Annotated in this window: 20 protein-coding genes; 7 read left to right on the top strand and 13 right to left on the bottom strand. The window is 72.9% G+C overall.

Annotated elements, in window-relative coordinates; translation table 11 throughout:
- Positions 1-1,188, top strand: coding sequence for a glycosyltransferase family 2 protein (locus IE217_RS13565; protein WP_229865296.1), 1,188 nt, complete (start codon positions 1-3; stop codon positions 1,186-1,188).
- An 11-nt stretch (positions 1,189-1,199) separates the two neighbouring features.
- Here IE217_RS13565 and IE217_RS13560 read toward each other — a convergent pair whose 3' ends face one another.
- Both IE217_RS13560 and IE217_RS13555 read right to left on the bottom strand, forming a co-directional pair.
- Positions 1,200-1,598 (bottom strand): RidA family protein, encoded by a 399-nt coding sequence (locus IE217_RS13560; protein WP_190178078.1) that lies wholly within the window; start codon positions 1,596-1,598, stop codon positions 1,200-1,202.
- Positions 1,599-1,636: 38 nt separating this feature from the next.
- On the bottom strand, positions 1,637-2,773 hold the full coding sequence (locus IE217_RS13555) for an acyl-CoA dehydrogenase family protein (protein WP_190178077.1): 1,137 nt from the start codon (positions 2,771-2,773) through the stop codon (positions 1,637-1,639).
- Positions 2,774-2,922: 149 nt separating this feature from the next.
- On the opposite strand from IE217_RS13555, the gene IE217_RS13550 reads away from it, so the two are divergent.
- Positions 2,923-4,593 carry an AMP-binding protein gene (locus tag IE217_RS13550; RefSeq protein WP_190178215.1) on the top strand — a complete coding sequence of 557 codons (1,671 nt, stop codon included), beginning with the start codon at positions 2,923-2,925 and terminating at the stop codon, positions 4,591-4,593.
- Between the two features lie 15 nt (positions 4,594-4,608).
- Positions 4,609-5,430, top strand: coding sequence for a PaaX family transcriptional regulator (locus IE217_RS13545; protein ID WP_190178076.1), 822 nt, complete (start codon positions 4,609-4,611; stop codon positions 5,428-5,430).
- A gap of 46 nt (positions 5,431-5,476) precedes the next feature.
- Here IE217_RS13545 and IE217_RS13540 read toward each other — a convergent pair whose 3' ends face one another.
- Positions 5,477-7,744, bottom strand: coding sequence for a bifunctional salicylyl-CoA 5-hydroxylase/oxidoreductase (locus IE217_RS13540; RefSeq protein WP_190178075.1), 2,268 nt, complete (start codon positions 7,742-7,744; stop codon positions 5,477-5,479).
- 7 nt (positions 7,745-7,751) lie between these two features.
- Positions 7,752-8,579, bottom strand: coding sequence for an enoyl-CoA hydratase family protein (locus IE217_RS13535; RefSeq protein ID WP_190178074.1), 828 nt, complete (start codon positions 8,577-8,579; stop codon positions 7,752-7,754).
- Between the two features lie 355 nt (positions 8,580-8,934).
- On the opposite strand from IE217_RS13535, the gene IE217_RS13530 reads away from it, so the two are divergent.
- Positions 8,935-9,408 (top strand): ATP-binding protein, encoded by a 474-nt coding sequence (locus IE217_RS13530; protein WP_190178073.1) that lies wholly within the window; start codon positions 8,935-8,937, stop codon positions 9,406-9,408.
- Here the strand turns inward: IE217_RS13530 and IE217_RS13525 are convergent.
- The 5 genes from IE217_RS13525 to IE217_RS13505 all read right to left on the bottom strand — a co-directional run bounded on the left by IE217_RS13525 (position 9,368) and on the right by IE217_RS13505 (position 17,689).
- A complete protein-coding gene (locus tag IE217_RS13525; RefSeq protein WP_229865270.1) occupies positions 9,368-10,915 on the bottom strand; it encodes an amino acid permease in 1,548 nt (515 codons plus the stop codon). The genes IE217_RS13530 and IE217_RS13525 overlap by 41 nt on opposite strands.
- A 116-nt stretch (positions 10,916-11,031) precedes the next feature.
- Positions 11,032-12,039, bottom strand: a complete 1,008-nt coding sequence (gene argF, locus IE217_RS13520) for an ornithine carbamoyltransferase (RefSeq protein WP_190178072.1) — start codon at positions 12,037-12,039, stop codon at positions 11,032-11,034.
- 156 nt (positions 12,040-12,195) lie between these two features.
- Positions 12,196-13,425: an arginine deiminase gene (locus tag IE217_RS13515; protein ID WP_190178071.1), complete on the bottom strand. Its 1,230-nt coding sequence runs from the start codon at positions 13,423-13,425 to the stop codon at positions 12,196-12,198.
- Positions 13,426-13,580: 155 nt separating this feature from the next.
- Positions 13,581-16,136, bottom strand: a complete 2,556-nt coding sequence (locus tag IE217_RS13510; RefSeq protein WP_190178070.1) for a polynucleotide kinase-phosphatase — start codon at positions 16,134-16,136, stop codon at positions 13,581-13,583.
- Complete coding sequence (locus tag IE217_RS13505; RefSeq protein WP_190178069.1) at positions 16,133-17,689, bottom strand: 3' terminal RNA ribose 2'-O-methyltransferase Hen1; 1,557 nt, start codon at positions 17,687-17,689, stop codon at positions 16,133-16,135. Before IE217_RS13505 ends, IE217_RS13510 begins: the two co-directional genes overlap by 4 nt.
- Positions 17,690-17,916: 227 nt before the next feature.
- Here IE217_RS13505 and IE217_RS13500 point away from each other — a divergent pair, with 227 nt between their 5' ends.
- Positions 17,917-18,474, top strand: a complete 558-nt coding sequence (locus IE217_RS13500; RefSeq protein WP_229865268.1) for an NUDIX hydrolase — start codon at positions 17,917-17,919, stop codon at positions 18,472-18,474.
- Here IE217_RS13500 and IE217_RS13495 read toward each other — a convergent pair.
- From IE217_RS13495 to IE217_RS13480, 4 genes are all read right to left on the bottom strand, one after another.
- Positions 18,451-18,918, bottom strand: a complete 468-nt coding sequence (locus tag IE217_RS13495) for a DUF6099 family protein (RefSeq protein ID WP_190178068.1) — start codon at positions 18,916-18,918, stop codon at positions 18,451-18,453. The two genes, IE217_RS13500 and IE217_RS13495, sit on opposite strands and share 24 nt — an antisense overlap.
- A 170-nt stretch (positions 18,919-19,088) precedes the next feature.
- Positions 19,089-19,424 (bottom strand): nucleotide pyrophosphohydrolase, encoded by a 336-nt coding sequence (locus tag IE217_RS13490; RefSeq protein ID WP_229865295.1) that lies wholly within the window; start codon positions 19,422-19,424, stop codon positions 19,089-19,091.
- Positions 19,425-19,494: 70 nt separating this feature from the next.
- The gene (locus IE217_RS13485; RefSeq protein WP_229865267.1) at positions 19,495-20,724 is read right to left on the bottom strand and encodes an AAA family ATPase; all 1,230 of its coding nucleotides are present in this window, start codon (positions 20,722-20,724) and stop codon (positions 19,495-19,497) included.
- A gap of 106 nt (positions 20,725-20,830) precedes the next feature.
- Positions 20,831-21,220: a cell division protein SepF gene (locus IE217_RS13480; protein WP_190178066.1), complete on the bottom strand. Its 390-nt coding sequence runs from the start codon at positions 21,218-21,220 to the stop codon at positions 20,831-20,833.
- Positions 21,221-21,572: 352 nt separating this feature from the next.
- Here IE217_RS13480 and IE217_RS13475 point away from each other — a divergent pair, with 352 nt between their 5' ends.
- Both IE217_RS13475 and IE217_RS13470 read left to right on the top strand, forming a co-directional pair.
- On the top strand, positions 21,573-24,089 hold the full coding sequence (locus tag IE217_RS13475; RefSeq protein WP_190178065.1) for a M4 family metallopeptidase: 2,517 nt from the start codon (positions 21,573-21,575) through the stop codon (positions 24,087-24,089).
- 129 nt (positions 24,090-24,218) lie between these two features.
- Positions 24,219-26,075 carry a M1 family aminopeptidase gene (locus IE217_RS13470; protein WP_190178064.1) on the top strand — a complete coding sequence of 619 codons (1,857 nt, stop codon included), beginning with the start codon at positions 24,219-24,221 and terminating at the stop codon, positions 26,073-26,075.
- The last annotated feature ends 167 nt before the right edge of the window (positions 26,076-26,242 follow it).

Here is a 26,242-nt window from a genome sequence, read left to right as displayed (position 1 = left end):
ATGAACCCCTGGATAGGCCTGGCCATTTCCGTCCTGGCCCTGCCGCTCCTGTTCACCCTGGTCGACATGGTCGGCAGCGTGCGGGCCAGGAACGCCCGCGCCGACTACGCGCCGCCCACACCGGTGGAGGACTTCGAAGTCCTGGTCCCCATCTACGGAAGCGTTCGCTACCTGGAGAACGTGGAGTTCCTGCGCACCTACGGCAGCCGCGTACTCCTGTGCACCACCACGACAGAGACGGACGAATTCAACCGGGAGCTGGACGCCATCGCCCGGGCCAACGGCTTCCGCGTCTTCAGGGGCGAGGTCTCCCGCCCGAGCGAGGGCCGTTCGGGCAAGAGGCAGACGGGCGGCACGATCCGGGACCGCGTCGTCCGTGACGCACTCGAGTGGGTCCGCGCCGAGTGGGTGGTGTGCCTGGACGCCGACACCACCACCGTCCGCCCCCTCAGCGAACTGGTGGGGGCCCTGGCGGTCCGCAAGCTCGACCTGGCCTCGATACGCCTGGTCCCGATGAACACCCGCCGGCTCCTCGGCCGCATCCAGGCGCACGAGTACCGACTCGCCATGCAGTTGCGCAGGGTCGTCCCCTGGCTGGTGTCCGGCGCCTGCCACGCGGCGCGCACAGAGGCACACCGCCAGATCATGAGGCGCCACTCCCTGTTCTTCCAGGGCAATGACGTCGAACTCGGCATCCTCGCCAACGCCCTGGGCTACCGGGTCGGCCATGTGCCGTTCGAGGTGCCCACCATCGTCCCGGACAAGTTCAGGCCCTGGTGGCGGCAGCGTCTGGCCTGGGCCGGGGGCGAAGTCCGTCTGTACATCGTGAACTTCCCCTTCGCCCGCAGGTACCCGCTGGTCTGGGCCTACGGCGCCGCCACGTTCCTGCTGGCACCACTGCGGTGGATCACCGCCGTGCAACTGGTCGACGACCTCGGATGCACCATGTCCACTGTCGTCCTCGCCGTGGTGATGCTGGCGTACCTCGTGCTCGCCTTCTACGTCCACTGGAACTTCAAGGACTCGGTGATCTGGCTCATGCCGCTCTACGGAGCCGTCTCCAGCCTGCTGATCTCCCCGCTCGGAATCTTCTGGTACGTCAAGATGGCCCGCGCCGACCGGAACGCCGGAATCATCCGCCCACGGCGCCGGCACAAGGCGAGGGAACTGGCCCGCAGCACGCGCTGAGCAAACGGCGCCTACGGCAGTACCGCGAAGCCGTCCAGTTCCACCAGGGCTGTCTCGTCCCAGAGGCGGGTCACCTGTACGACCGCCATCGCGGGGTAGTCGCGGCCTGCCAAGTCGCGCCAGATGCGGCCCAGTTCGGGGGCGTGGCGGCGGTAGTCGGCGATGTCCGTGGCGTAGACCGTGACGCGGGTCAGGGCCGCGGGGGTGCCGCCGGCGGCGTGCAGGGCCCCGAGGAGGTTGGTCAGGGCGCGTTCGAACTGTTCCGGGAGGGTGTCGCCGACCAGCTTGCCGTCGGTGTCGAGGGCCGTCTGTCCGGCCAGGAACACCAGCCGTGAGCCGGTGGCCACCACGGCGTGGGAGAAGCCGGTGGGCGGGGACAGTTCGGGCGGGTTGACTCGCTCGGCGGTCACGGGGCCTCCTTCGGGGGGACGCGGCGGGCCGTCGGTGCTCACTCGGCCTGCCCGGCCGGCTGCCGCGCGTACAGCTCCTTGGCGATGATGCCCCGCTGCACCTCGCTCGCGCCCTCGTAGATGCGGGGTGCGCGGACCTCGCGGTAGAGGTGTTCGAGGAGGTGGCCGCGGCGCAGGGCGCGGGCGCCGTGCAGCTGGACGGCCGTGTCGACGACGTACTGCGCGGTCTCGGTGGCGAGCAGCTTGGCCATGGCCGCGCGCCGGGGCACGTCGGGGGCCCCACAGTCGTACGCCGTCGCCGCCGCGTAGACCATGAGGCGGGCCGCCTCCGTGCGCAGGGCCATCTCGGCGACCTGGTGGGCGACGGTCTGGAGGTCGCTCAGCTTGCCACCGAAGGCGTCACGGCGCGCGGTGTGGGCGAGGGTCGCCTCCAGGGCCGCCTGGGCCATGCCGACGGCGAAGGCGCCGACGCTGGGGCGGAACAGGTTGAGGGTGCCCATGGCGACCCGGAAGCCGCGGTCGACCTCGCCGAGCACGTCGTCCGCGGTGACCGGGACGTCGTCGAAGACGAGGGTGCCGATGGGGTGCGGGGAGAGCATCTCCAGCGGGCTGCCGGTGAGGCCGGGGCGGTCGGCGGGGACCAGGAAGGCGGTCACGCCGCGGGAGCCGGCGCCGGGGGTGGTGCGCGCGAAGACGGTGTGGAGGTCGGCCTCGGGGGCGTTGGAGATCCAGCACTTCTCGCCGGTCAGCCGCCAGCGGGAGGGGCCGTCGGGGCGGGCCGCGAGTTCCAGCGCCGCCGCGTCCGAGCCCGCGCCCGGCTCGCTCAGCGCGAAGGCGGCGACCGCGGTGCCGTCCGTCACGGCCGGCAGCCACCGCTCCCGCTGCGCCGGCGTGCCGTGGGCGTGGACCGGGTGGGCGCCCAGGCCCTGGACGGCCAGGGCGGTCTCGGCCTCGGTGCAGGCCTGTGCCAGCGACTCCCGCATCAGGCACAGGTCGAGGGCGCCGGAGGTGAACAGCCGCTCCAGCAGGCCGAGCCGGCCCAGTTCCGCGAGGAGCGCGCGGTTGACGCGGCCGGGCTCGCCCTTCTCCGCGAGCGGGCGCAGCCGGTCGGTGGCCAGGGCGCGCAGTTCCGCGCACCAGGCCAGACGTTCCGGTTCGAGCGAGAATGCGGTCATTCGCCGGTCCTCCCTCCCCCGGGGTGCCGGGGTCCGCGGGTTCGGCTCCACCGTATCGCGCTCCATTGACTGTCGTCACCAACACGATACGCTCCCTGTGCGAGCCCACCACGACAAGGGGGCGAACCGCCATGGACTCCGTGAACCCCATGGACCGCACCACGGGCCCCGGGGCCGACGCCCGGCCGCGCACCGCCTCGGCCCACGTCGACACCTTCGCGCGCGACCACCTCCCGCCCCCGGACCAGTGGCCCGAGCTCCGCTTCGACCTGCCCGAGCTGCGCTACCCGGACCGGCTGAACTGCGCCGCCGAGCTCCTGGACGCCACCGCCGGCGCCGGCCCCGCGAGGCCCGCCTTCCGTACCGCCGCCGGTGAGGTGTGGACGTACGGCGAGCTGCGCGCCCGCGTCGACCGGATCGCGCACCTGCTGACCGGCGAACTGGGTGTGGTGCCCGGCAACCGCGTGCTGCTGCGCGGGCCCACCACGCCGTGGCTCGCGGCCTGCTGGCTGGCCGTGCTGAAGGCGGGCGCGATCGCCGTCACCGTGCTGGCCCAGCAGCGCCCGCACGAGCTGAGGACGATCTGCGAGATCGCCCGGGTCTCGCACGCGCTGTGCGACATCCGCTCCGTGGACGACCTCGCCAAGGCCGAGGTCCCCGGGCTCGCCATCACGACGTACGGCGGTGACGCCCCCGACGACCTGCTGCGCCGCCCCGCGTCCGGCGCCCCGTACCGGGCCGTGGACACCGCGGCCGACGACGTGGCGCTGATCGCCTTCACCTCGGGCACCACCGGGCGGCCCAAGGGCTGTGTGCACTTCCACCGGGACGTCCTCGCGACAGCGGATACCTTCTCGCGGCACGTGCTCAAGCCGTGCGCGGACGACGTCTTCGCGGGCAGTCCGCCGCTCGGCTTCACCTTCGGCCTCGGCGGCCTGGTGGTCTTCCCCCTGCGGGTGGGGGCGAGCGCCCTGCTGCTGGAGGAGGCCCACCCTCGGCAGTTGCTGGCCGCGGTCGAGGAGCACCGGGTGTCCGTGCTGTTCACCGCGCCGACCGCCTACCGCGCGATGCTCGGCGAGCTGGACCACCACGACATCTCCTCGCTGAGACGGTGCGTGTCCGCCGGGGAGAACCTGCCCGCGGCCACCTGGCGGGCCTGGCGGGAGCGGACCGGCCTGCGCATCGTCAACGGCATAGGCGCCACCGAGTTGCTGCACATCTTCATCTCGGCGGCGGACGAGGACATCCGGCCCGGCACGACCGGAGTGCCCGTGCCCGGGTGGCGGGCGCGCGTGCAGGACGAGCGGGGCGAGCCCGTCCCCGACGGGGAGCCTGGGCTGCTCGCGGTGCAGGGTCCCGTCGGCTGCCGCTATCTCGCCGACCCGCGCCAGCGCGTCTACGTCCGCGACGGCTGGAACGTCACCGGGGACACCTACGTCCGCGAGCCCGACGGCTACTTCCGGTACGTGGCCCGCGCGGACGACATGATCATCTCGGCCGGGTACAACATCGCGGGTCCCGAGGTCGAGGACGCGCTGCTGCGCCACCCGGACGTGGTGGAGGCGGCCGTCGTCGGGCGGCCCGACGAGGCGCGCGGTCAGGTCGTGGTCGCGCACGTGGTGCTCAGGGAGGGCGCGGCGCGGGACGCGGAGGCGCTGCGCGCGCATGTGAAGGCCGAGCTGGCGCCGTACAAGTGCCCGCGCGAGATCGTCTTCCTGGACGCGCTGCCGCGCACGGCGACCGGCAAGCTCCAGCGGTTCCGGCTGCGCGACGAGGGCGCACCGGACGACGGCGCACCGGACGACGGCGACCGGCAGTGACACCGACGACCTAAAATGATCAACGTGTCCGAGCAGCACGCGCAACACGCCCCGAGGTCCCTCATCGTCACGCTCTACGGAGCGTACGGCCGCTTCGTGCCGGGCCCGCTGCCCGTGGCCGAGCTGATCAGACTGCTGGCCGCGGCCGGGGTGGACGCGCCCTCGGTGCGCTCCTCGGTGTCCCGGCTCAAACGGCGCGGGCTGCTGGTGCCGGCGCGCACCGCACAGGGCGCGGCGGGCTACGAACTCAGCGAGGAGGCAAGGCAGTTGCTGGAGGACGGCGACCGCCGCATCTACGCCGCGGCGCCGCCCGAGGACGAGGGCTGGGTGCTCGCCGTGTTCTCGGTGCCGGAGTCGGAGCGCAACAAGCGGCACGTGCTGCGCTCCCGGCTGGCCGGGCTGGGCTTCGGCACGGCGGCGCCCGGCGTGTGGATCGCCCCGGCCCGGCTGTACGAGGAGACCCGGCACACGCTGCGGCGGCTGGGCCTGGACCCGTACGTGGACTTCTTCGCCGGCGAGCACCTGGGGTTCTCGGCGACGGCGGAGGCGGTCGGGCGCTGGTGGGACCTGGCGGCCATCGCCAAGGAGCACGAGGCGTTCCTGGACCGGCACGCGCCCGTGCTGCACGCCTGGGAGCAGCGCGCCGGGACCCCGCCCGAGGAGGCCTACCGGGACTACCTGCTCGCGCTGGACTCCTGGCGGCACCTGCCGTACACCGACCCCGGACTGCCCGCGCGGCTGCTGCCCGCCGACTGGCCCGGGGCCCGTTCGGCCGCCGTCTTCAGGGGACTGCACGCGCGACTGCGGGACGCGGGCGCGGAGTTCGCCGGGCTCTGACCGCCCGCCGGGCCCGCGCGCCCGCCGCGCCACCCCGAAGAGGGTGTCAACTGCCCAGGCTCAGCCGGGGCTTGGGTCCGTCGGTGCGGCCGGTCTGGGGGCGGCGGCTGCCCGCGCGGTAGGGCGCGGGCCACACGGCGGCCTCACCCGCGTAACCCTGCTCGGCCGCCGCGTGCAGCGTCCAGTGCGGGTCGTACAGGTGCGGGCGGGCCAGGGCGCACAGGTCCGCACGCCCGGCCAGGATCAGGGAGTTGACGTCGTCCCAGGAGGAGATCGCGCCGACCGCGATCACCGGGACGTCCACCTCGTGCCGGATCCGGTCGGCGAACGGCGTCTGGTACGACCGCCCGAACTCGGGCCGCTCCCCCGCCACCACCTGCCCGGTGGAGACGTCGACGGCGTCGGCGCCGTGCGCGGCGAAGGCGCGGGCGATGGCGACGGCCTCCTCGTCCGTGGTGCCGCCCTCGGCCCAGTCGGTGGCGGAGATCCTCACCGTCATGGGCCGTTCCTGCGGCCACACCGCGCGCACCGCGTCGAAGACCTCCAGCGGGTAGCGCAGCCGCCTGTCCAGCGACCCGCCGTAGGCGTCGGTGCGCCGGTTGGTCAGCGGGGAGAGGAAACCGGAGAGCAGGTAGCCGTGGGCGCAGTGCAGTTCGAGCAGGTCGAAGCCGGCCCGGGCGGCGCGCACGGCGGCGGCGGCGAACTGCTCACGGATGTCGGTGAGCTGGGACCGGGAGAGCTGCCGCGGGACCTGGCTGTCCGGGCGGTACGGCAGCGGGGAGGCGGCCACCAGCGGCCAGTTGCCCTCGGGCAGCGGCTCGTCCATGCCCTCCCACATCAGCTTCGTCGAGCCCTTGCGGCCGCTGTGCCCGAGCTGGACGCCGATGGCGGTGCCGGGCGCCTGCCGGTGCACGAAGCCGGTGATCCGCCGCCATGCCTCGGCCTGTCCCGCGGTCCACAGGCCGGCGCAGCCGGGGGTGATGCGGCCCTCGGGGCTGACGCACACCATCTCCGTCATCACCAGGCCGGCGCCGCCGAGGGCGCGGGCGCCGAGGTGGACGAGGTGGAAGTCGCCGGGGACGCCGTCGACGGCGGAGTACATGTCCATCGGTGAGACGACGACCCGGTTGCGCAGGGTCAGTCCGCGCAGCCGGAACGGGGTGAACATCGGGGGCGTGCCGGGCGGGCAGCCGAACTCGCGCTCCACGGCCTCGGTGAAGCGGGCGTCGCGCAGCCGCAGGTTGCCGTGGGTGACGCGGCGGCTGCGGGTGAGCAGGTTGAAGGCGAACTGGCGGGGCGGCTGGTCGAGGTAGAGGCCGAGGTTCTCGAACCACTCCAGGCTGGCGCGGGCGGCCCGCTGGGTGGAGGCGACGACCGGTTTGCGCTCCGACTCGTAGGCGGCGAGGGCCTCTGGGAGCGTGGGCCGCTCCTCCAGGCAGGCGGCGAGCGCGAGGGCGTCCTCGACGGCGAGCTTGGTGCCGGAGCCGATGGAGAAGTGGGCGGTGTGGGCCGCGTCGCCGAGCAGGACCAGATTGCCGTGCGACCAGTGCTCGTTGACGACCGTGCGGAAGGTCGTCCAGGCGGACTTGTTGGACTTCAGCGGGCGGCCGCCGAGCGCGTCCGCGAAGATCTTGGCGCAGCGCTCCACGGACTCCTGCTCGTCCATCTCCGCGAAGCCGGCCGACCGCCACACCTCCTCGCGCATCTCGACGATGACGGTGGAGGCGTCGGCCGCGTACGGGTAGCCGTGCAGCTGCATCACGCCGTGCTCGGTCTCGGCGATCTCGAAGCGGAAGGCGTCGAAGGGGAAATCGGCGGCGAGCCAGATGTAGCGGCAGCGGTGGCCGGTCACGTGGGGGCCGAAGGCGTGGGCGTACGCCTCGCGGGTGGTGCTGTGCACTCCGTCGGCCGCGACGACGAGGTCGTACGCGCCGGTGAGCGCGGCGGTGTCCGGCGCCCGGGTGCGGAAGCGGAGCTCGACGCCGAGCGAGCGGCAGCGCTCGTGCAGGATCTCCAGGAGCCTGCGCCGGCCGAGGGCGGCGAACCCGTGGCCGCCGGAGGTGTGCCGGGTGCCGCGGTGCACGATGTCGATGTCGTCCCAGCGCACGAACTCCCGTTGCATGGCCTCGTGGACGACGGGGTCGGCGTGCTCGATCCCGCCTAGCGTCTCGTCGGAGAGCACCACGCCGAACCCGAAGGTGTCGTCGGGTGCGTTGCGCTCGAAGACGGTGATCTCGCGGGCCGGATCGAGCCGTTTGAGCAGGGCGGCCGCGTACAGGCCGCCGGGGCCGCCGCCTATGATCGCCACGCGCATCGGGAGGTCACCTCCCCTGCCACTTCGGCGGGCGCTTCTCGGTGAAGGCCGCGTGGAACTCGGCGTAGTCCGCGCCGTTCATCAGCAACGCCTGTGTGGCGGCGTCGAGTTCGACGGCCGCGGACAGGGGCATGTCCAGCTCGGCGGTGAGCAGGGCCTTGGTCTGGGCGTGCGCGAGGGCTGGGCCGTCGGCCAGGCGGCGGGCCAGGTCCCGGGCGGCCTCGTCGGCGCGGCCCTCGTCGGTGAGCACGCTGATCAGGCCGATCCGCTCGGCCTCGGGCGCGCGCACCGGCTCGCCCAGCATCAGCAGCCGGGTGGCGTGGCCGAGGCCGACCACCCGGGGCAGCAGATAGGCGGCGCCCATGTCGCCGCCGGACAGGCCGACCCGGGTGAAGAGGAACGCGAAGCGGGCGCTGGGGTCCGCCACCCGGAAGTCGGCGGCGAGCGCGAGCACGGCCCCGGCGCCCGCGGCCACCCCGTGCACCGCGGCGATCACCGGGAAGGGGCACTCGCGTACGGCCCTGACGACCTGGCCGGTCATCCGGTTGAAGTCCAGCAGCTCGGCGGTGTCCATGCCCAGGGTGGCGCCGATGATCTCGTCGACGTCGCCGCCCGAGCAGAAGCCGCGGCCCTCGCCGGCCAGCACCAGCGCGCGCACGGCCCGTTCGCGGGACAGCTCGGCGAGCAGGTCGCGCAGGTCGGCGTAGGCGCCGAAGGTGAGCGCGTTGAGCTTGTCGGGCCGGGCGAGGGTGACGGTGGCGACACCGTCGTCGAGGTCGACGCGCAGGTGCCGCCAGGGGGAGGTGCGGGCGGCGGAGCCGGTGAAGGGACTCATGACGTACGGCCTCCTCGGGGGACTGCCTCTGCCGGTGCCTCGCCGGCCCGCCGGGCTCCGACCCGTCGGCCGACTCTGCAGTGCACTGCACTGCTTCCGAAGCTATCACCTGTTCGTGACTGTCGTCATGAGTACGCGATAGCGGTCGTGACAATGTGGCCGGTACCCGCCGGTGCCCGTCGCTTCGTCACGGCTCGTCAATAGCGCCGTAACGAGCGGAGCGGACAGGGGAAAGGCGCCGTTTCCCCGGGTAGACCCTCCCCCGCCGGGGCCCGGGTGGCCGCGGGCGGAGGCCGCCGAATCCCTCGGGGAACGGCACCCGTACCATTCCTGAGACCGAAAGCAGGACAGCCTGATGGCCACCACTGGGACGCCCTGCGCCATGAACGGACACACCTTGCACGAAGCCCCCTCCGCCTCCTGGCGCGTCGCGCTGCCGCACACGGCGGCCGCCGTGCCGGTGGCCCGCGCCCTGGTGCGTACGGCGCTGGCCGGCCTTGAGCACCCGGCCGACAGTGACACGGCCGAGCTGCTCACGGCGGAGCTGGTGGCCAACGCGGTGGAGCACACCGCGGACGCGGGGCCGATAGAGCTGGTCGTGCAGCTGCTGCCGGGCGGCTGCCAGGTCGAGGTGCACGATCCCGACCCCTTCGCGCCCGGCGCGCTGACCCGGCCGGGGCTGACCGCCCCGGACCCCTGGCAGGAGCACGGGCGCGGGCTGCTGCTGATCCGCGCCCTCAGCTCCTCCTGCGGGCACCGCCCGACCGAGTCGGGCAAGGCGGTGTGGTTCAGGCTGTCGGCGGTCGCGCCCCGGCTGCATCCGGCGTGAGCGGCTCCCCGGCCAGGCCCGGCACGGTGACCGCGACGGGCGCGGTGGACCCGGCTGCCTCGGTGACCGCGACGGACGCGGTGGGCCCGGCGGCCTCGGTGACCGCGCCGGCGCGGGCCGCGAGGCGGGAGTTGCGGCGCCCGTAGAGGACGTAGAGCAGCAGGCCGGCCGCGAGGAAGGCCGCGAACTGGATCCAGGTCTGCCGGCCCGTCTCGTACATCAGGTACAGGCAGCAGGCGACGCCGAGCAGCGGGACCAGCGGGTACAGCGGCACCCGGAAGCTGCGGCCGAGGCCGGGCTCGCGGCGGCGCAGGGCGATCACGGCGACGTTGACGGCGGCCATGGTGGCCAGCGTGCCGATGGTGCACAGGTTGACCACGGCGTCCAGCGAGGCGAAGGCCGCGGGGAGCGCGAAGACGGCGCCGACGATCAGGGTGCCCGCGACCGGCGTCGAGGTCTTCGGGGAGACCTTCTCGAAGACGCGCGGGACGAGCCCGTCGCGGGACATCGACATCAGGATGCGGGTCTGGCCGTACATCACGGCGAGCACCACGGACGCGATGGCGACGACCGCGCCGAAGGCGATGACCGCGCCGCCGACGGAGGAGCCGGTCACCGCGTTGACGACGTAGGACAGCGCGGCGGGCCGGCCCGCGACCTCCTTGCCGCCGATGGCGCCGATCGCGGCGAGCGCGACCGCGCAGTACAGCAGGGTGACCAGGCCGATGCAGACGAGGATGGCCACGGGGATGTCCCGGCGCGGGTTCTTCGCCTCCTCGCCGGCGGTGGTGATCGCGTCGAAGCCGATGTAGGAGAAGAACGCGGCCGTGGTGCCCGCGCCGATGCCGCCGAGGCCGGCCGGGGAGAACGGCGTGAGGTGGCCGTGCTTGAAGGCGGTGAAGCCGATGGCGCAGAAGGCCACGAGGACGGCGAGCTTGAGAACCGCCATCGCGGCCGTCGCGCGGGCGCTCTCGCGCACCCCGCGCACCAGCAGCAGCGAGGCCAGGGCGATGACGACGACGGCGGGGAGGTTGACCATCCCGCCGTCGCCGGGGCCCGCGGACAGGGCGGCCGGGAGCTGGAGGCCGGTGAGACTGTGCAGCAGTTCGTTGACGTACTGGCTCCAGCCGACCGCGACCGCCGAGACGGACACGCCGTACTCCAGCAGCAGGCACCAGCCGACCAGGAAGGCCGTGGTCTCGCCGAGCCCGGCGTAGGCGAAGGAGTACGAGGAGCCGGAGACCGGTATCGCGCCCCCCAGCTCCGCGAAGGCGAAGGCGGTGAGCACGCAGGTGATCGCGGCGAGTACGAAGGAGACGACGACGGCCGGGCCGGCCTGGGCGACCGAGTCGGACAGTCCGACGAAGATGCCAGTGCCGACGATCGCGCCGACGCCGAAGCAGACCAGCTGGAACAGGCCCATCGTGCGCTTGAGGCCGTGGCCCGCGCGGTCGGCGCCGGATTCGGCCAGCAGCAGGCGTGGGGACTTGATGCGGGGAGCGGGCATGCGGGGTGGTGCTCGTTTCTCGGGTGGTGCGGTTGCGACGGGGTGGGTCGCGAGACGGCGGCGGAATGGGTGGTTCCGGGGCCGTCGGCCAGGATACGCGGTGGAGGGGTACGGAGTCAGGCGAGCGTGGCGACCATGATCGCCTTGATGGTGTGCAGCCGGTTCTCGGCCTCGTCGAAGACGACCGAGTGCTCCGACTCGAAGACCTCGTCGGTCACCTCCAGGGAGGTCAGGCCGTGCCGTTCGAGGATCTCGCGGCCGACCTTGGTGCCGAGGTCGTGGAAGGCCGGCAGGCAGTGCAGGAACTTCACGTCCGGGTTGCCGGTGGCGCGCAGCACGTCCATGGTCACGGCGTACGGGGCGAGGGCGTCGATGCGCTCGTCCCACACCTCCTTGGGCTCGCCCATGGAGACCCAGACGTCGGTGGCGACGAAGCCGGCGCCGCGCACGCCCTCCTCGAGGGACTCGGTGAGGGTGACGCGCGCGCCGCTCGCGGCGGCGAGCTCGCGCGCCCGGTCGACGATCTCCTGGGCGGGCCAGTAGGTCTTGGGCGCGACCAGGCGCACGTCCATGCCGAGCAGGGCGCCGGTGACGAGGTAGGAGTTGCCCATGTTGAAGCGGGCGTCGCCGAGGTAGGCGAAGGCGGTCTCGTTCAGCGGCCTGTCGCCGTGCTCGGTCATGGTGAGCACGTCGGCGAGCATCTGGGTGGGGTGCCAGTCGTCGGTCAGGCCGTTGTAGACGGGGACGCCGGCGTGCGCGGCCAGCTCCTCGACGGCGGCCTGGCTGTCGCCCCGGTACTCGATCGCGTCGAACATGCGGCCCAGCACGCGGGCGGTGTCCCGCACCGACTCCTTGTGCCCGATCTGCGAGCCCGAGGGGTCGAGGTACGTCGTCGAGGCGCCCTGGTCGGCGGCGGCGACCTCGAACGCGCAGCGGGTGCGGGTCGAGGTCTTCTCGAAGATCAGCGCGATGTTCCTGCCGGTCAGGTACCGCGTCTCGGTCCCGGCCTTCTTGGCGGCCTTCAGCTCGGCGGCCAGCTCGACCAGCCCGCGGAACTCCTCCTCGGTGAAGTCCAGCTCCTTGAGGAAGTGGCGGCCGGCGAGGGCGGTCGGGACTGTCGCCATGAGGGCGCTCCAACGGTCGGGGGACGGACTGGGACTCGGTGACGTTGGAATTCTATACGACTCCTAGAATTAGTATGCGATCGCCGGTTCGGTCCGCGGCGCACCGCCCGGGAGCCACCGGTTCGCCCCCCGGTGCGCCGCCCCGGAGCCACCGGCTCACCGCCCTACGGCGTCCCGCTCCACCGGGCAGCTCATGCAGCGGGGGCCGCCCCTGCCGCGGCCCAGTTCGCTGCCGGGGATCTCGATCACCTCGATGCCCTGTTTGCGCAGGTGGGTGTTGGTGGTGGAGTTGCGCTCGTAGGCGACGACGACGCCCGGCTCGACGGCGAGGACGTTGCAGCCGTCGTCCCACTGCTCGCGCTCGGCCGCGTGCACGTCCTGGGTGGCGGTCAGCACGCGGATCTCGTCCAGGCCCAGGGCGGCGGCGATCGCGCGGTGCATGTGCTCCGGCGGGTGGTCGGTGACCTTGAGCTCCTTGTCGCCCCCGCCGGGTTCGATGGTGTAGGAGCGGAGCATGCCGAGCCCGGCGTACTGGGTGAAGGTGTCGCCGTCGACCATGGTCATCACGGTGTCGAGGTGCATGAACGCGCGCCGCTTCGGCATGTCGAGCGCGACGATCGTGCGCGCCGAACCGGCGGCGAACAGCTTGTGGGCGAGCATCTCGACGGCCTGGGGGGTGGTGCGCTCGCTCATGCCGATGAGCACCGCGCCGTTGCCGATGACCAGCACGTCGCCGCCCTCGATGGTGGAGGGGTAGTCGGCCTGGCCCTCGGACCAGACGTGGAAGCCCTGGCCGCGGAAGAGCGGGTGGTAGCGGTAGATGGCCTCGAAGTGCACGGTCTCGCGCTGCCGCGCGGGCCAGCGCATCGCGTTGATGGAGACCCCGTCGTATATCCAGGCGGAGGTGTCGCGGGTGAAGAGGTGGTTGGGCAGCGGGCCGAGCAGGAAGTCGTCGAGGTCCATGACGTGGAAGCGCACGGACGTGGGCTCGGCGTACCCCTGGAGGAACTCGCGCTTGGTCATGCCGCCGACCAGGGCCTCGGCCAGGTCGGCCGCGCTCAGGGTCTCGAAGGCGGCACGGAGGTGGTCGGTGGCGAGCGGGCCGTACTCCTTCTCGTCGAAGACGCGGTCCAGGACGAGGGACCGCGCCGACGGGATCTCCATCGTCTCGGTCAGCAGGTCGCCGAAGAGGTGCACGGCGACCCCGCGGTCGCGCAGCACGTCGGCGAACCCGTCGTGCTCGGCGCGCGCCCGGCGCACCCACAGCACGTCGTCGAACAGGAGGGCGTCCTTGTTGCTGGGGGTGAGCCTTTTGAGCTCGAGATCGGGCCGGTGCAGGATGACGCGGCGCAGCCGCCCGGCCTCGGAGTCGACATGGAATCCCATGTCTCCATCCTGACCATCGCGGACCGTCTTCACCCTCCGCTTGTTCGTTTCCGCCCTTTCTTGTTTTCGTCCTCTTGACGACAAGGGGACGGGGCCGTGCCCCCCGCCCCCGGCCGGGCCCGCGGCACCGGAGGCGGCGCCGCGGGCCCGGCGGTTCACAACCGCGGGTCCACCGGTTCCGATTCCAGGGCCAGGACGGCGAAGACCGCCTCGTGGACCCGCCACAGCGGTTCGCCGTCGGCCAGCCGGTCGAGGGCCTCCAGGCCCAGGGCGTACTCGCGGATCGCCAGGGAGCGCTTGTGGTTCAGGAAGCGCCGGCGCAGGCGGGCGAGGTTGTCCGGGCGGGTGTACTCGGGGCCGTAGATGATCCGCAGGTACTCGCGGCCGCGGCACTTGATCCCCGGCTGGACCAGCCTGCCCTGCTCGCCGCGGACCAGGGCCCCCAGCGGCTTGACGACCATGCCCCCGCCGCCGCGGCCGGTCATCTCCAGCCACCAGTCAACGCCGGCGCGCACCGACTCGGGGTCGGCGGTGTCGACGTACAGCCGGCGTGTGGTCTGCAGCAGTCCGGTCGCGTCGTGCTCCACGAGGCGGTCGAGCAGCGCGAGTTGCTCGTCGTGGGGCAGGGCGGCCAGGCTGCGGCCCTGCACCGCCAGGATCTGGAACGGCGCGAGGCGCACCCCGTCCAGGCCCTCGGTGGTCCAGCAGTAGCGGCGGTACGCGGCCGTGAACGCGGCGGCGTCGAAGGCGCGTTCACGCTGGCGCTCCAGCAGGCCGCCGACGTCGACGCCGCGGGCGGCGGCGCCCTCCAGCGCGGCCAGCGCGCCGGGGAACACCGCCCCGGAGGCGGCGCCGACCGCCGCGTACTGCGACCGCAGCAGCCCGCCGGCCTTCAGCGACCAGGGCATCAACTCGGCGTCCAGCAGCAGCCAGTCGGTGCCGAACTCCGTCCACAGCCCGGCCTCGCCGACGGCCGTGCGCAGCCGGGCGAGGATCTCCTCCGTGACCGCCGGGTCGTCGAAGAAGGGGCGGCCGGTACGGGTGCAGAGGGAGCCGGTGGGGCCGTCGACGCCGAAGCGTGCGCGCGCCGCCTCCGCGTCCCGGCACACCAGGGCCACCGCCCGCGAGCCCATGTGCTTCTCCTCGCACACCACCCGCGCGACGCCGTCCTCGCGGTACTGCGCGAACGCCTCCTCCGGGTGCTCCAGGTAGCCCTCGATCTCCGAGGTCGCGGCCGGCGCCATCGTCGGCGGCAGGTACGGCAGCAGGCGCGGGTCGACGGCGAAGCGGCTCATGACCTCGAGGGCCGCGGCCGCGTTCTCCTCGCGCACCGCCACCCGGCCGGCGTGCCGGGTCTCCACCACTCTGCGGCCGTGCACGTCACCGAGGTCCAGCGGGCGGCCGTCGTGCCCGCCGGGCGCCTCGGTGCGCAGCGGCCTGGCCGGCTCGTACCAGACCTTCTGGGCCGGTACGTCGACCAGTTCGCGCTCCGGCCAGCGCAGCGCGGTCAGCTTGCCGCCGAACACCGCGCCGGTGTCCAGGCAGATGGTGTTGTTGAGCCAGGCGGCCTCCGGCACCGGGGTGTGCCCGTAGACCACGGCCGCCCGGCCGCGGTAGTCCTCGGCCCACGGGTAGCGCACCGGCAGGCCGAACTCGTCCGTCTCCCCGGTGGTGTCGCCGTAGAGCGCGTGCGAGCGCACCCGTCCGGAGGTGCGGCCGTGGTACTTCTCCGGCAGGCCCGCGTGGCAAACGACCAGCCGGCCGCCGTCGAGGACGTAGTGGCTGACCAGCCCGTCGATGAACTCCCCCACCTCGCGCCGGAAGTCCTCGCTCTCGCCCTCCATCTGCGCGACGGTCTCGGCCAGTCCGTGGGTGAGCCGGACCTTGCGGCCCTTGAGGTGGCGGCCGTACTTGTTCTCGTGGTTGCCCGGCACGCACAGCGCGTGCCCCGACCTGACCATGCCCATCACGCGGCGCAGCACGCCCGGGCTGTCCGGGCCCCGGTCGACCAGGTCGCCGACGAAGACCGCCGTACGGCCCTCGGGGTGGACGCCGTCGGTGTAGCCCAGCTTGCCGAGCAGCGCCTCCAGTTCGGCGGCGCAGCCGTGGACGTCGCCGATGATGTCGAACGGGCCGGTGAGGTGGGTGAGGTCGTTGAAGCGCTTCTCGGTGACGACCGTGGCGCCGTCGATCTCCTCGACGCCGCGCAGGACGTGCACCTTGCGGAAGCCCTCGCGTTCCAAGTGGCGCAGGGAGCGGCGCAGTTCGCGGATGTGCCGCTGGATCACCCGGCGCGGCATGTCGGCCCGGTCGGTGCGGGCCGCGTTGCGCTCGGCGCACACCTCCTCGGGCACGTCGAGCACGACGGCTATCGGCAGCACGTCGTGCTTCCTCGCCAGGTCGATCAGCTGCCTGCGGGCGTCCTGCTGCACGCTGGTGGCGTCCACGACCGTGCGGCGGCCGGCCGCGAGCCGCTTGCCGGCGATGTAGTGCAGGACGTCGAAGGCGTCGCGCGTGGCGCTCTGGTCGTTCTCGTCGTCGCTGACCAGGCCGCGGCAGAAGTCGGAGGAGAGGACCTCGGTCGGCTTGAAGTGGCGCCGGGCGAAGGTGGACTTGCCCGAACCGGAGGCCCCGACCAGGACCACGAGGGAGAGGTCGGTGACGGAGAGCACGCGGCCCTGGGGCTGCGCGGTCTCGTGGGTGGTGGTCACGCGGCCTTCGCCTCCTTCGCTGTCGTGGTGGTCACGGCCGTGAACACGGCCATCTGGGTGGGCGCTCCCACCTCCGGGTCCTCGGGGCCGACGGCTTCGAACCGCACGCCGTAGCCGTGCCGTTCGGCCACCGCCCCGGCCCAGGCGCGGAACTCCTCGCGGGTCCACTCGAAACGGTGGTCGCCGTGCCGGACATGGCCGGCCGGCAGGCTCTCCCAGCGCACGTTGTACTCGACGTTCGGGGTCGTGACGACGACCGTGCGCGGGTGGGCGGCGCCGAAGACCGCGTACTCCAGGGCGGGCAGCCGGGGCAGGTCCACGTGCTCGACGACCTCGCTGAGCACGGCGGCGTCGTAGCCCTTGAGCCGCTTGTCGGTGTAGACGAGCGAGCCCTGCCGGAGTTCGACGCGGGCGGCCTGCCGCTCCCCCATGCGGTCCAGCCTGAGCCGCCGGGAGGCGATGGTGAGGGCGCGCACCGACACGTCGACGCCGACGATCTCGGTGAAGCGCACGTCCTTCAGCAGCGCCTGCACCAACTGGCCCTGCCCGCAGCCGAGGTCGAGCACGCGGGCCGCACCGGCCTCCTGGAGAGCGGCGAGGATCGCGTCCCTGCGCTGTACGGCGAGCGGAGTCGGCTTCTCGTCGGCCTCGGTCTCCGTCCCGGTGCCGGCCTCCGTCCCGGTTTCGGTGCCGGGGCCGGTCTCGGTTCCGGTCTCGGCGTCCGTCCCGGTCTCCGTCTCGGCCGGGACCGCGTTGTCGATCTCCTCGACCTCGCTGTCGTCGGCCTCGGCCAGCCGCACCAGTTCCAGCCGCTCCAGCGCCTGCCGCGTGAGCGACCAGCGGCGCGAGAGGTAGCGGCTGGTGATCAGCTTCTGCTCCGGGTGCTCGGGCAGCCAGCCCTCGCCCGCCCGCAGCAGCTTGTCGACCTCGTCGGAGGAGACCCAGTAGTGCTTGGCGTCGTCGAGGACGGGGAGCAGGACGTAGAGGTGGCGCAGGGCCTGCGCGAGGGTCACCGACTCCGACTCCAGCACCAGGCGTACGTACCGCGAATCGCCCCACTCGGGGAACTCGCCGTCCAGCGCGATCGGTTCCGCGGTGACGCGCCAGCCGAGCGGCTCGAAGAGACGGTGTACCAGGGCGGGGCCGCCGCGGGCCGGCAGCGCGGGCACCTCGATGCGCAACGGGCGCACCCGCGAGGGAAGTTCGGGGCGCGCGGCGCACACCCCGCGCATGGCGCTGGAGAACACGTTGCCGAGGGCGACCGCGAGGAGGGAGGAGGCCGCGTAGGGGCGGTCGTTGACGTACTGCGCGAGGGTCGCGTCGGGGGCGCCGGCGCGGCCCTTGCCCTTGCCCCGCCGGACCAGCGCCACCGCGTCGACCTCCAGGAGCAGCGCGGCCGTGCAGCGGTCGGTGGCCGCCTCGGGGTACAGCACGTGCGCGCGGCCGTGGGAGGTGGAGAACGCCTGCGCCTTGTCGGGGTGCTTGTGCAGCAGGAAGCCGAGGTCTGTGGCGGGGCGTTCGGGCGTGCCGGTGGTGGTGATGGTCAGGAACATGCGGGGGCCTCTCCGGCCGGCGGTCGGTCGATGCGGTGCCGCTCACCTTGGCATACGGCCGCGAGCGGCGCCTTTCTTTATTCCGCTGTGCGCTCCGCTGTCCGTTCCGCTGTCCGTTCCGCGGTGCGTTCCGCCGCTGTCCGGGATCCTTTGCGTGTCCCGGGTGGGGCGGTTCGTCGTTGTCAGGGCACAGAAGGCGAGGAAGACCGGTTCTCAGGGAGGCGTGAGTGGTGGAGAGTGCCGAGTGGTTGCCGCGCGAGGAGTGGGTGAGGACACAGCCGCAGGCGCTGCTCGCCGCGTGCGTGGTGATGCTGGACGGCGCGGGCCGTGTGCTGCTGCTGCGGTACGGGCCCGGGCAGCCGGGCACCGGCCAGTGGTGGCTGCCCGGCGGGATGCTCGACCACGGCGAGGACCCGTGGACGGCGGCCCGGCGGGAGATGCGTGAGGAGACCGGCATCGAACTCGGGCCGCTGCCACGGCTGATCGGCGTCGACCACCGTGTGGACGTGCTGGGCACCGGGCCGGTCCTCGACTGCTTCTTCCACGGCGGCACGCTGGCCGCGGGCACGCGTCCGGCCGTACGGCTGAGTCCCGAGCACGACCGCTACGGCTGGTTCGCGCTCACCGAGCTGTCCGGCACCCGGCTCGCCGCCCCGCTGCCCACGCTCACCGCCCTGCACACGGCTGCCGTGAGCGGCACGGTGGTGTGCCTGCGGGAGGGTGTGCCGTGGGGTGACGGGGACCCGGCGCGGCGGCCCGGGTCAGCCCAGCTCGGCCTCCGGTAACGCCTCGTCACGGGCCGCGAGTTTGCGCAGCATCTCGCGGACCCGGTCCCGGGACTCGTCCGCCGCGTCGATCGCCTCCATGCACTGCCAGTACGTGGTGTCGCCGGCGGTGCTGGCGATGCCGAGAAGGGCGATGCCCACCTCGCCGAGCAGTGCGTGCAGGCACAGCAGGGCGTGGTGGGCGTCGTCGAGCTCGGTGAGCTGGGCCGCCAGTAAGTCGCCCGGGTCGAGGTCGGGGGCGTCCAGCACCCCGCAGCCCCGGCCCGCCAGCTCGGTCAACCCCAGTGCCTCGCCGCGCAGTTCGGGCGGCCCGGAGACGGCGAGGCGGCTGCCGATCGCCTGGGACAGCGCCTGCGCCTGCCACACCTCCGCCAGGATGGCGGGGGCCTCGCCGCTCCCCGCCAGGGCACGCCTGCTCGCCAGGATGAGCCGCACCGCGTCCATGCGTTGCCCCCGTCCGTCCCGACGTGCTCACCGCACGTCCGCCCGCACTCCACTAGTCCACTACCCAGAGTGAAGCTGCCTGAGACGAAAAGCCAGAGGAAGACGGAAATTAGCGGACAACAAATCGGTTTCGTCCCACTGGATGGCTCCGCAGAGTGATAACGGAGCGCTCAGTTCCCCTCGGGCGCCGGGCGGTTACCGGGTGCGGGGAACCTGTGCTCGTTGCGCTCGATCTTCGCGGCGAGCGCCGCGAGCGGGTCGACGCCTAGTACGTCGCAGAGCTGGAGGAGGTACGCGAGGACGTCCGCGACCTCGTCGCGTACGCGGTGGGCGGTCTCCGGGTCGGCCATGACGCGGGCCGACTGCTCGGGGGTCAGCCACTGGAAGATCTCCAGCAGTTCGGACGCCTCCACGCTGAGCGCGGAGACCAGGTTCTTGGGGGTGTGGTACGGCTCCCAGTTCCGCGCGGCGGCGAACTCGGCGAGGCGGCGCCGGAGGGAGTTCAGGTCGGGGTGAGCGCCGGAAGCCGGGCGGTCGGGGCGTCCAGGGCGGTCGGTCGCGACGTTGTCGGAGCGTTCAGGGCGTTCGGTCACCGCACAGGTCTACCACCCGCGCCTCGGGCACCTCGCCCGCCCAGGAGGCGTCGCTGACCGCCGCCGTGAGCCGGATGTGCCCGCGTTCGCACATGCGCGCCGCCAGCCGCAGCAGCCCGGCGCGCTGGCACGGGTCCAGGCCCCGGTCGAGGCCGTCCGCGAGCACCGTCAGCGTCTGGAGGGCCGCCGGCACCTCTCCCGCCGGGTCGACCTCAAGGACTCCGGGCCCGGTCAGCAGTACCAGGGCCAGCGCGGTGTAGCGCAACTCGCCGTCGCCCAGCCGCTCGAAGCCGGTGCGCGTGCCGTCCCCGCGGTCCAGCACCGCCCGCAGCCTGCCCTCGCCCACCGGCTCCGCGAGCACGTCCCCCACGGGACCCGCGCATCCGGCGCGCACCGCTTCGACGAGCAGCCCGTGCCGCCGCCCGCACTCGGTGCGGGTGCGCGACAGGACGTCGGCGAGGTTGTCGCAGCCGCGCAGCAGCCGTCCCGTACCGGCCGGTGTGGGCACCCGCATGCTGCCGGGGCGCGGATCGCACGCGAACACCGACCGCAGGGCGACCACCATCTGCTCGGCGGCGGCGAGGACCCGCCGCTGCCCGTCGGTCTTCCCCGCGACCCGCAGGGGCAGCAGCGGCGTGCCGAGCCGGTCGTCGGGCAGGGGCGCCCGGGTGACCGGCGAGGAGCCGCCGTTGTGCCAGGCCGCCTGGACGGCCCGGCGCCCGGGATCGCGCAGCGCGGTCTCCAGCAGGACCAGCCGCCCGGCCGCCAGCCGCTCCCCCACGACCCGGAGTTCCGGCTCGGCCTGTACGGCCACGTCGAGGCTCACCGGGCCCTCGGGACCGTCCGCCGTACAGCCGATGCGGAAGCCGCGGCGGTGCTGGGCGTCCGGCCGGGCGCGCTCGGGCACGCAGCCGGCCGGGTCGGGGAAGACCTCGCCGAGGGCTGCCCCGCCGCCGAGCCGGGCGAGCGCCTCGTACGCGCGCAGCGCACTGGTCTTGCCGCAGCCGCTCGGCCCGGTGAGGAGGGTGAGCGGCCCGAGCGGGACGCGCGTGCGGCGGTGCCCGGCGAAGGCGGACAGCCGCAACTCGGTGAGGCGGGCCCGGTCGGGGCGGACGGGGTTGCCGGGACGGCCCGGGCCGTCGGGGCGCTCGGGGTGGCCGGGGGCGTGCGGCCCGGGCTGGGCGGCGTTGGCGAGGATGCGGGAGGCGGGCATGTCAGGACGGTAGGACGCGGCCGCGCGGCCGAACCGTTACGCCCGCGCGGCCTTCCTACGATCGGGGGGAGCACCGGGGTCACTCCCCCGGCACCCGCCGCGGGTTTCACGCCCCGGTGACGGCCGCGCCCTCCATGAGCCCGCTGACCTCGGTGCCGGGCGGCGTCAGCAGGAAGACGTTGCGGTCCACCCGGTGCATGCCGCTGCCCAGGCCGAAGACGACGCCGGTGGCGAAGTCCAGGACTCTCTTGGCGACCTCGTTCTCGGCGCCCGTGAGGTCGAGCAGGACGGGCGCGCCCGCCATCACCGTCTCCGCGACGTCGCGGGCGTCCGCGAACACGTTGACCCGGAGGACGACGAACCGGCGCCGGGTCTCGGTCTCCGCGTCGGGCAGCGCGCGGTGGTCCACCGCGGACGGCCAGGCGTCCCGGCCCCGCAACGGAACGACCTGGGCGAGCCCTTCCCACTGTTCATCGGTGACGTCGTGGCTGTTCACCGGCTCCCCCCGACCTGACTCGCACTCATCGACTGCATCAGCCAATTCTTAACCGACCTCACCCGTTCGGCCCAACTGCGACACGGCGGCGACGGACAGGACGGAAAGAGACGGATGGGGCGGAAAGAGAGGCGCGGAGGCCGCGGGGCGACGTCGACGGGGCGGTACGTCCGTCACGCGGTCCTGGTGGGCGGGATGTCCGGGGCGGGGTCGTAGGGATATCCCTACCGCCCCCGTGCGGTTCTTCCGTGGGCGGGGCGGGGTTCCCACACTCCTTCTGGCGCCGTGCCTCCGGGTGCGGCGTCGCCCCCACAATCCCCTGCGCCCACAAGGCGAAAGGAAGTCCGTTCCCATGCGGAACCGAATATCCGCCCTGGCGTCGACCGCCGCGCTGGTCACCATGGCCGCCGCGCTCGCGGCGCCGGCGGCCGCGGCTCAACCCGAGCCCCCCGCCCAGCACGCCGCCACCGGCCACGCCGGCTCCGGTCACACGGCCGGGCCCTCGGCGTTCAGAGCCGCGCCGTTCACCACGGACCCCTCCCCGTCCGTCCGCAAGCGTGTGGTCGAGCAGGGGCAGCGGGCCATCGCCGCGCACACCGGGGCGGCGCACGTGGTGAAGGGCGACGCCTTCACCCAGCGCTCCGTCGTCGTCGACCGGGACGGCTCGGCCGACGTCCGCTACGACCGTACGTACCAGGGACTGCCGGTGTACGGCGGGGACGTCGTCGTGCATCTGAAGGCCGACGGGTCGTACAAGGGCCTCACCACCGCGTCCTGGGTGCCGCAGAACTCCGCCGCCCTCTCCGTCACTCCCCGCGTCTCGCCCGCCAGGGCCGCCTCGGTCTCCCGCGGGCAACTGCGCGGCACCGTCACGTCGGTGTCCACGCCGCACCGGGCGGTGTGGATGAAGGGGCGTTCGGCGACCCTGGTGTGGGAGACCGTGGTCGTCGGCCGTCGCGCCGACGGGACGCCGAGCCGGCTGCACGTCCTCGTCGACGCCCGCAAGGGGCAGGTCGTCGAGACCCGGGACGAGATCTCCGCGTTCCTCTCCCCGGAGCAGGCCGCTCGCGCGGCCAAGGTCCGCGCCAGGGCCAAGGCCAGGAGCAAGGCCGGCGCCGATGTCTCGCCGCTCACCGCCGGCAACGGCAACTCCATCTACAGCGGCCAGGTCTCCATCGACCTGACCCAGTCCGGCGGCACCTGGTCCATGACGGACCCGTCGCACGGCAACGGCTACACGACCGACCTCAACCACGCCACCAGCGGCACCGGTACGGTCTTCTCCAACTCCACCGGCACCTTCGGCGACGGCACCAACAACGACCCCGCCTCCGCCGGTGTGGACGCGCACTACGGCGCGGCGGAGACGTTCGACTACTACAAGAACGTCCAGGGCCGCAACGGCATCTTCGGCGACGGCAAGGGCGTACCCTCGCGCACCCACTACGGCAACGCCTACGTCAACGCCTTCTGGGACGGCACCCAGATGACGTACGGCGACGGCCAGAACGACGCCCGTCCGCTCGTCGAGATCGACGTGGCGGGCCACGAGATGAGCCACGGTGTCAGCGGCGCCCTCACCGGCTGGGACGAGACCGGCGAGACCGGCGGCATGAACGAGGGCACCAGCGACATCTTCGGCACCATGGTCGAGTTCTACGCCAACAACCCCGTGGACACGCCCGACTACACCATGGGCGAGCTCATCAACATCAACGGTGACGGCAAGCCGCTGCGCTACATGTACCAGCCCTCGCTCGACGGCCAGTCGCCCGACTGCTACGACAGCAACAACGGCAACCTCGACCCGCACTACTCGATGGGCCCGCTGAACCACTGGTTCTTCCTGGCGGCCGTCGGCAGCGGCGACCACGGCTACGGCAACAGCCCCACCTGCAACAACTCCACGGTCACCGGCATCGGCAACGACAAGGCCGGCAAGATCTGGTACAAGGCGCTGGCCTCCTACGCCAACAGCCACGAGGACTACGCCCAGGCCCGCATCGACTCCCTGAAGGCCGCCGCGGACCTGTACGGCACCCACTGCACCGAGTACAACACGATCGACGCGGCCTGGGCCGCCGTCAGCGTCACCGGCTCCGACCCCGTACCCGGCACCTGCCCCGGGCAGGGCGGCCAGCCGGCCGTGACCTCGCCCGGCAACCAGACCGGCACCGTGGGCACCGCGGCCAGTGTGCAGATCCACGCGACCGACCCGAACAACAAGACGCTGACGTACAGCGCCACGGGCCTGCCCGCCGGACTGTCGATCAACTCCTCCACCGGCCTGATCTCCGGCACGCCCACCACGGCCGGCACCTCCACGGTGACCGTGACGGCGACCAACACCGACAACGCGTCCGGTTCCGCCACCTTCACCTGGACGGTCAACCCCGCCGGTGGCGGCGGCTGCACCAGCACCGGTGAGAAGGTCGCCAACGGCGGCTTCGAGAACGGCACTTCGCCCTGGAGCACCTCCTCCGGCGTGATCTCCACCTCCAGCGCCGGTGAGAGCCCGCACTCCGGCACCTACTACGCCTACCTGGACGGCTACGGCTCCACGCACACCGACACGGCCTTGCAGTCGGTGACCGTCCCCGCGGGCTGCAAGGGCCGGCTGACCCTGTGGCTGCACGTCGACACCGCGGAGACCACCTCGTCCACCGTCTACGACAAGCTGTCGGTGAAGCTGGGCAACACCACCCTGGCGACCTACTCGAACCTGGACGCGGGCTCCGGGTACACGCAGAAGTCCTTCGACGTCTCCGCCTTCGCCGGGCAGACGGTCACCCTGACCTTCACCGGCACCGAGGACTCCAGCGCGCAGACCAGCTTCACCGTGGACGACGTGTCCCTGAACGCGTCCTGAACCTCCCCCACCACCTCACGGTCCAGCGCCGCTCCTGATCCGGGCGGGTGTCCTCCGGTCCGGCCTCCACGGCCGGCACAGGGCACCCGCCCGTCCCCCCACCCTGTCCCGAGAGGACCGGAACACATCATGAGACGCAGACTTCTGACATGGACGACGGGCGCCTGCCTGATCGTCGGCGCCGGTGGCCTCGCCACCGTCGCCGCACCCACCCCCGCCCGGGCCGCCGCCGACTGCGCCGCCGGTCAGCTGATCTCCAACGGCGGTTTCGAGAACGGCACTTCGCCCTGGTCCCAGAGCAACGGAGTCATCACTTCCTCCGCCTCGCAGAGCGCCCACAGCGGCAGCCACTACGCCTGGCTCGACGGCTACGGCTCCACGCACACCGACACCCTCTCCCAGAGCGTCACCGTCCCGGCCGGCTGCACCAGCGCCTCGCTGAGCTTCTACCTGCACATCGACACGGACGAGACCACCTCGTCCACGGCCTACGACAAGCTCACCGCCAAGGCCGGTCCGACCACCCTCGCCACGTACTCCAACCTGGACGCGGCCTCCGGCTACACGAAGAAGACCTTCGACCTCTCCGCCTTCGCCGGGCAGACCGTCACCGTGTCCTTCACCGGCACCGAGGACTCCGGCGCCCAGACCAGTTTCGTCCTCGACGACGTCGCCCTGGACGTCTCGGGCGGCGGCACCACGCCCCCGCCCCCACCGCCGCCCTCCGACTCCACGCGTACGCCGGCGAAACCCGCGTACACCGTCTCGCTCAGCAGCGACTCCGCGGGCACCCACTGGAGCGGCCACGAGAGCGTGTCCTTCACCAACGCCTCGGCCACCCCGCTGAGCGAGGTGTACCTGCGGCTGTGGGACAACGCCCACGGCAACTGCCCCACCACGCCGATCACCGTGACCAACGTGACCGGCGGCACGCCCGACGCCCTGTCGGTGAACTGCACGGCCCTGAAGGTGACGCTGCCCGGCCCGCTCGCCCAGGGACAGAGCGGCACCGTCGGCTTCGGCCTCGCCATCGACGTGCCCAGCGGCGCCGACCGCTTCGGCCACGACGGGCAGTTCGCCTTCCTCGGCAACGCGCTGCCCGTGCTGGCGATCCGTGACGCGGACGGCTGGCACCTGGATCCGTACACCAACAACGGCGAGTCCTTCTACTCCCTGGCCGCCGACTTCGACGTGACCCTGGACCACCCCTCCGCGCTGTCCGTCCCGGCCACCGGCACCTCCCAGGACAGCGCCGGCTCCGCCGGCCGCACCGTCACCCGCGCCACCGCGCGTTCGGTGCGCGACTTCGCCTGGGCGGCGGGCCCGTTCAGCAAGGTCTCGGGTACGTCACCGGGCGGCACCAAGGTCAACGTCTACGCCGTGGACGGCATCGGCTCCTCCGACACCCAGAACATGCTGGACGTGGCCGAGTCGGCGATCGACGCCCACGCGCAGCGCTTCGGCGCCTACCCGTACGGCGAGGTCGACGCGGTCCTCGACAACAACTTCTGGTTCGGCGGGATGGAGTACCCCGGCTTCGTGCTCGACCTGGTCGACCGCACGGCGCTCACGCACGAGCTCGCCCACCAGTGGTTCTACGGCATCGTCGGCGACGACGAGTACAACCGCCCGTGGCTGGACGAGGCGTTCACCGACTACGCCACCGACCTCGCCCTCGGCAAGGACGGCGCCGGCTGCTGGAACAACGTGTCCTGGGCCTCCCCGGACGAGGCGATCACCGACTCGATGGCGTACTGGGACGCCCACTCCTCGCGGTACTCCACCGTCGTCTACGGCTACGGCAAGTGCGCCCTGCACGACCTGCGGCGCGTGATCGGGGACAGCGCGATGGAGCAACTGCTGCACGACTACGCCCAGTCGCACTGGTACGGCGTCTCCACCACCGCCGAGTTCAAGGCGGCGGCGCAGGCGGCGACCAGCACGGACCTGACGTCGTTCTGGACGCAGCACCGCATCCTGGACTGAGCCCGCATCGTCACCAGCGCCTCCCGGGGCGGCCGCCCGAGGCCGGCGGCCGCCCCTCCCGCTCGCCGGGCCCGCCCCGCCGTCCCCGCCTTGGCGCACTCTTGGTGTTTTCGCGTCCGTCTCGTGGTTCACCTTCCAACTCCCGGGGTTCACCATGCCCTCTGGCC

This window comes from Streptomyces naganishii JCM 4654 (assembly GCF_014650575.1).
GTDB classification, from domain to species: Bacteria; Actinomycetota; Actinomycetes; order Streptomycetales; family Streptomycetaceae; genus Streptomyces; species Streptomyces naganishii.
This window is presented reverse-complemented; position numbering and strand designations above follow the sequence as displayed.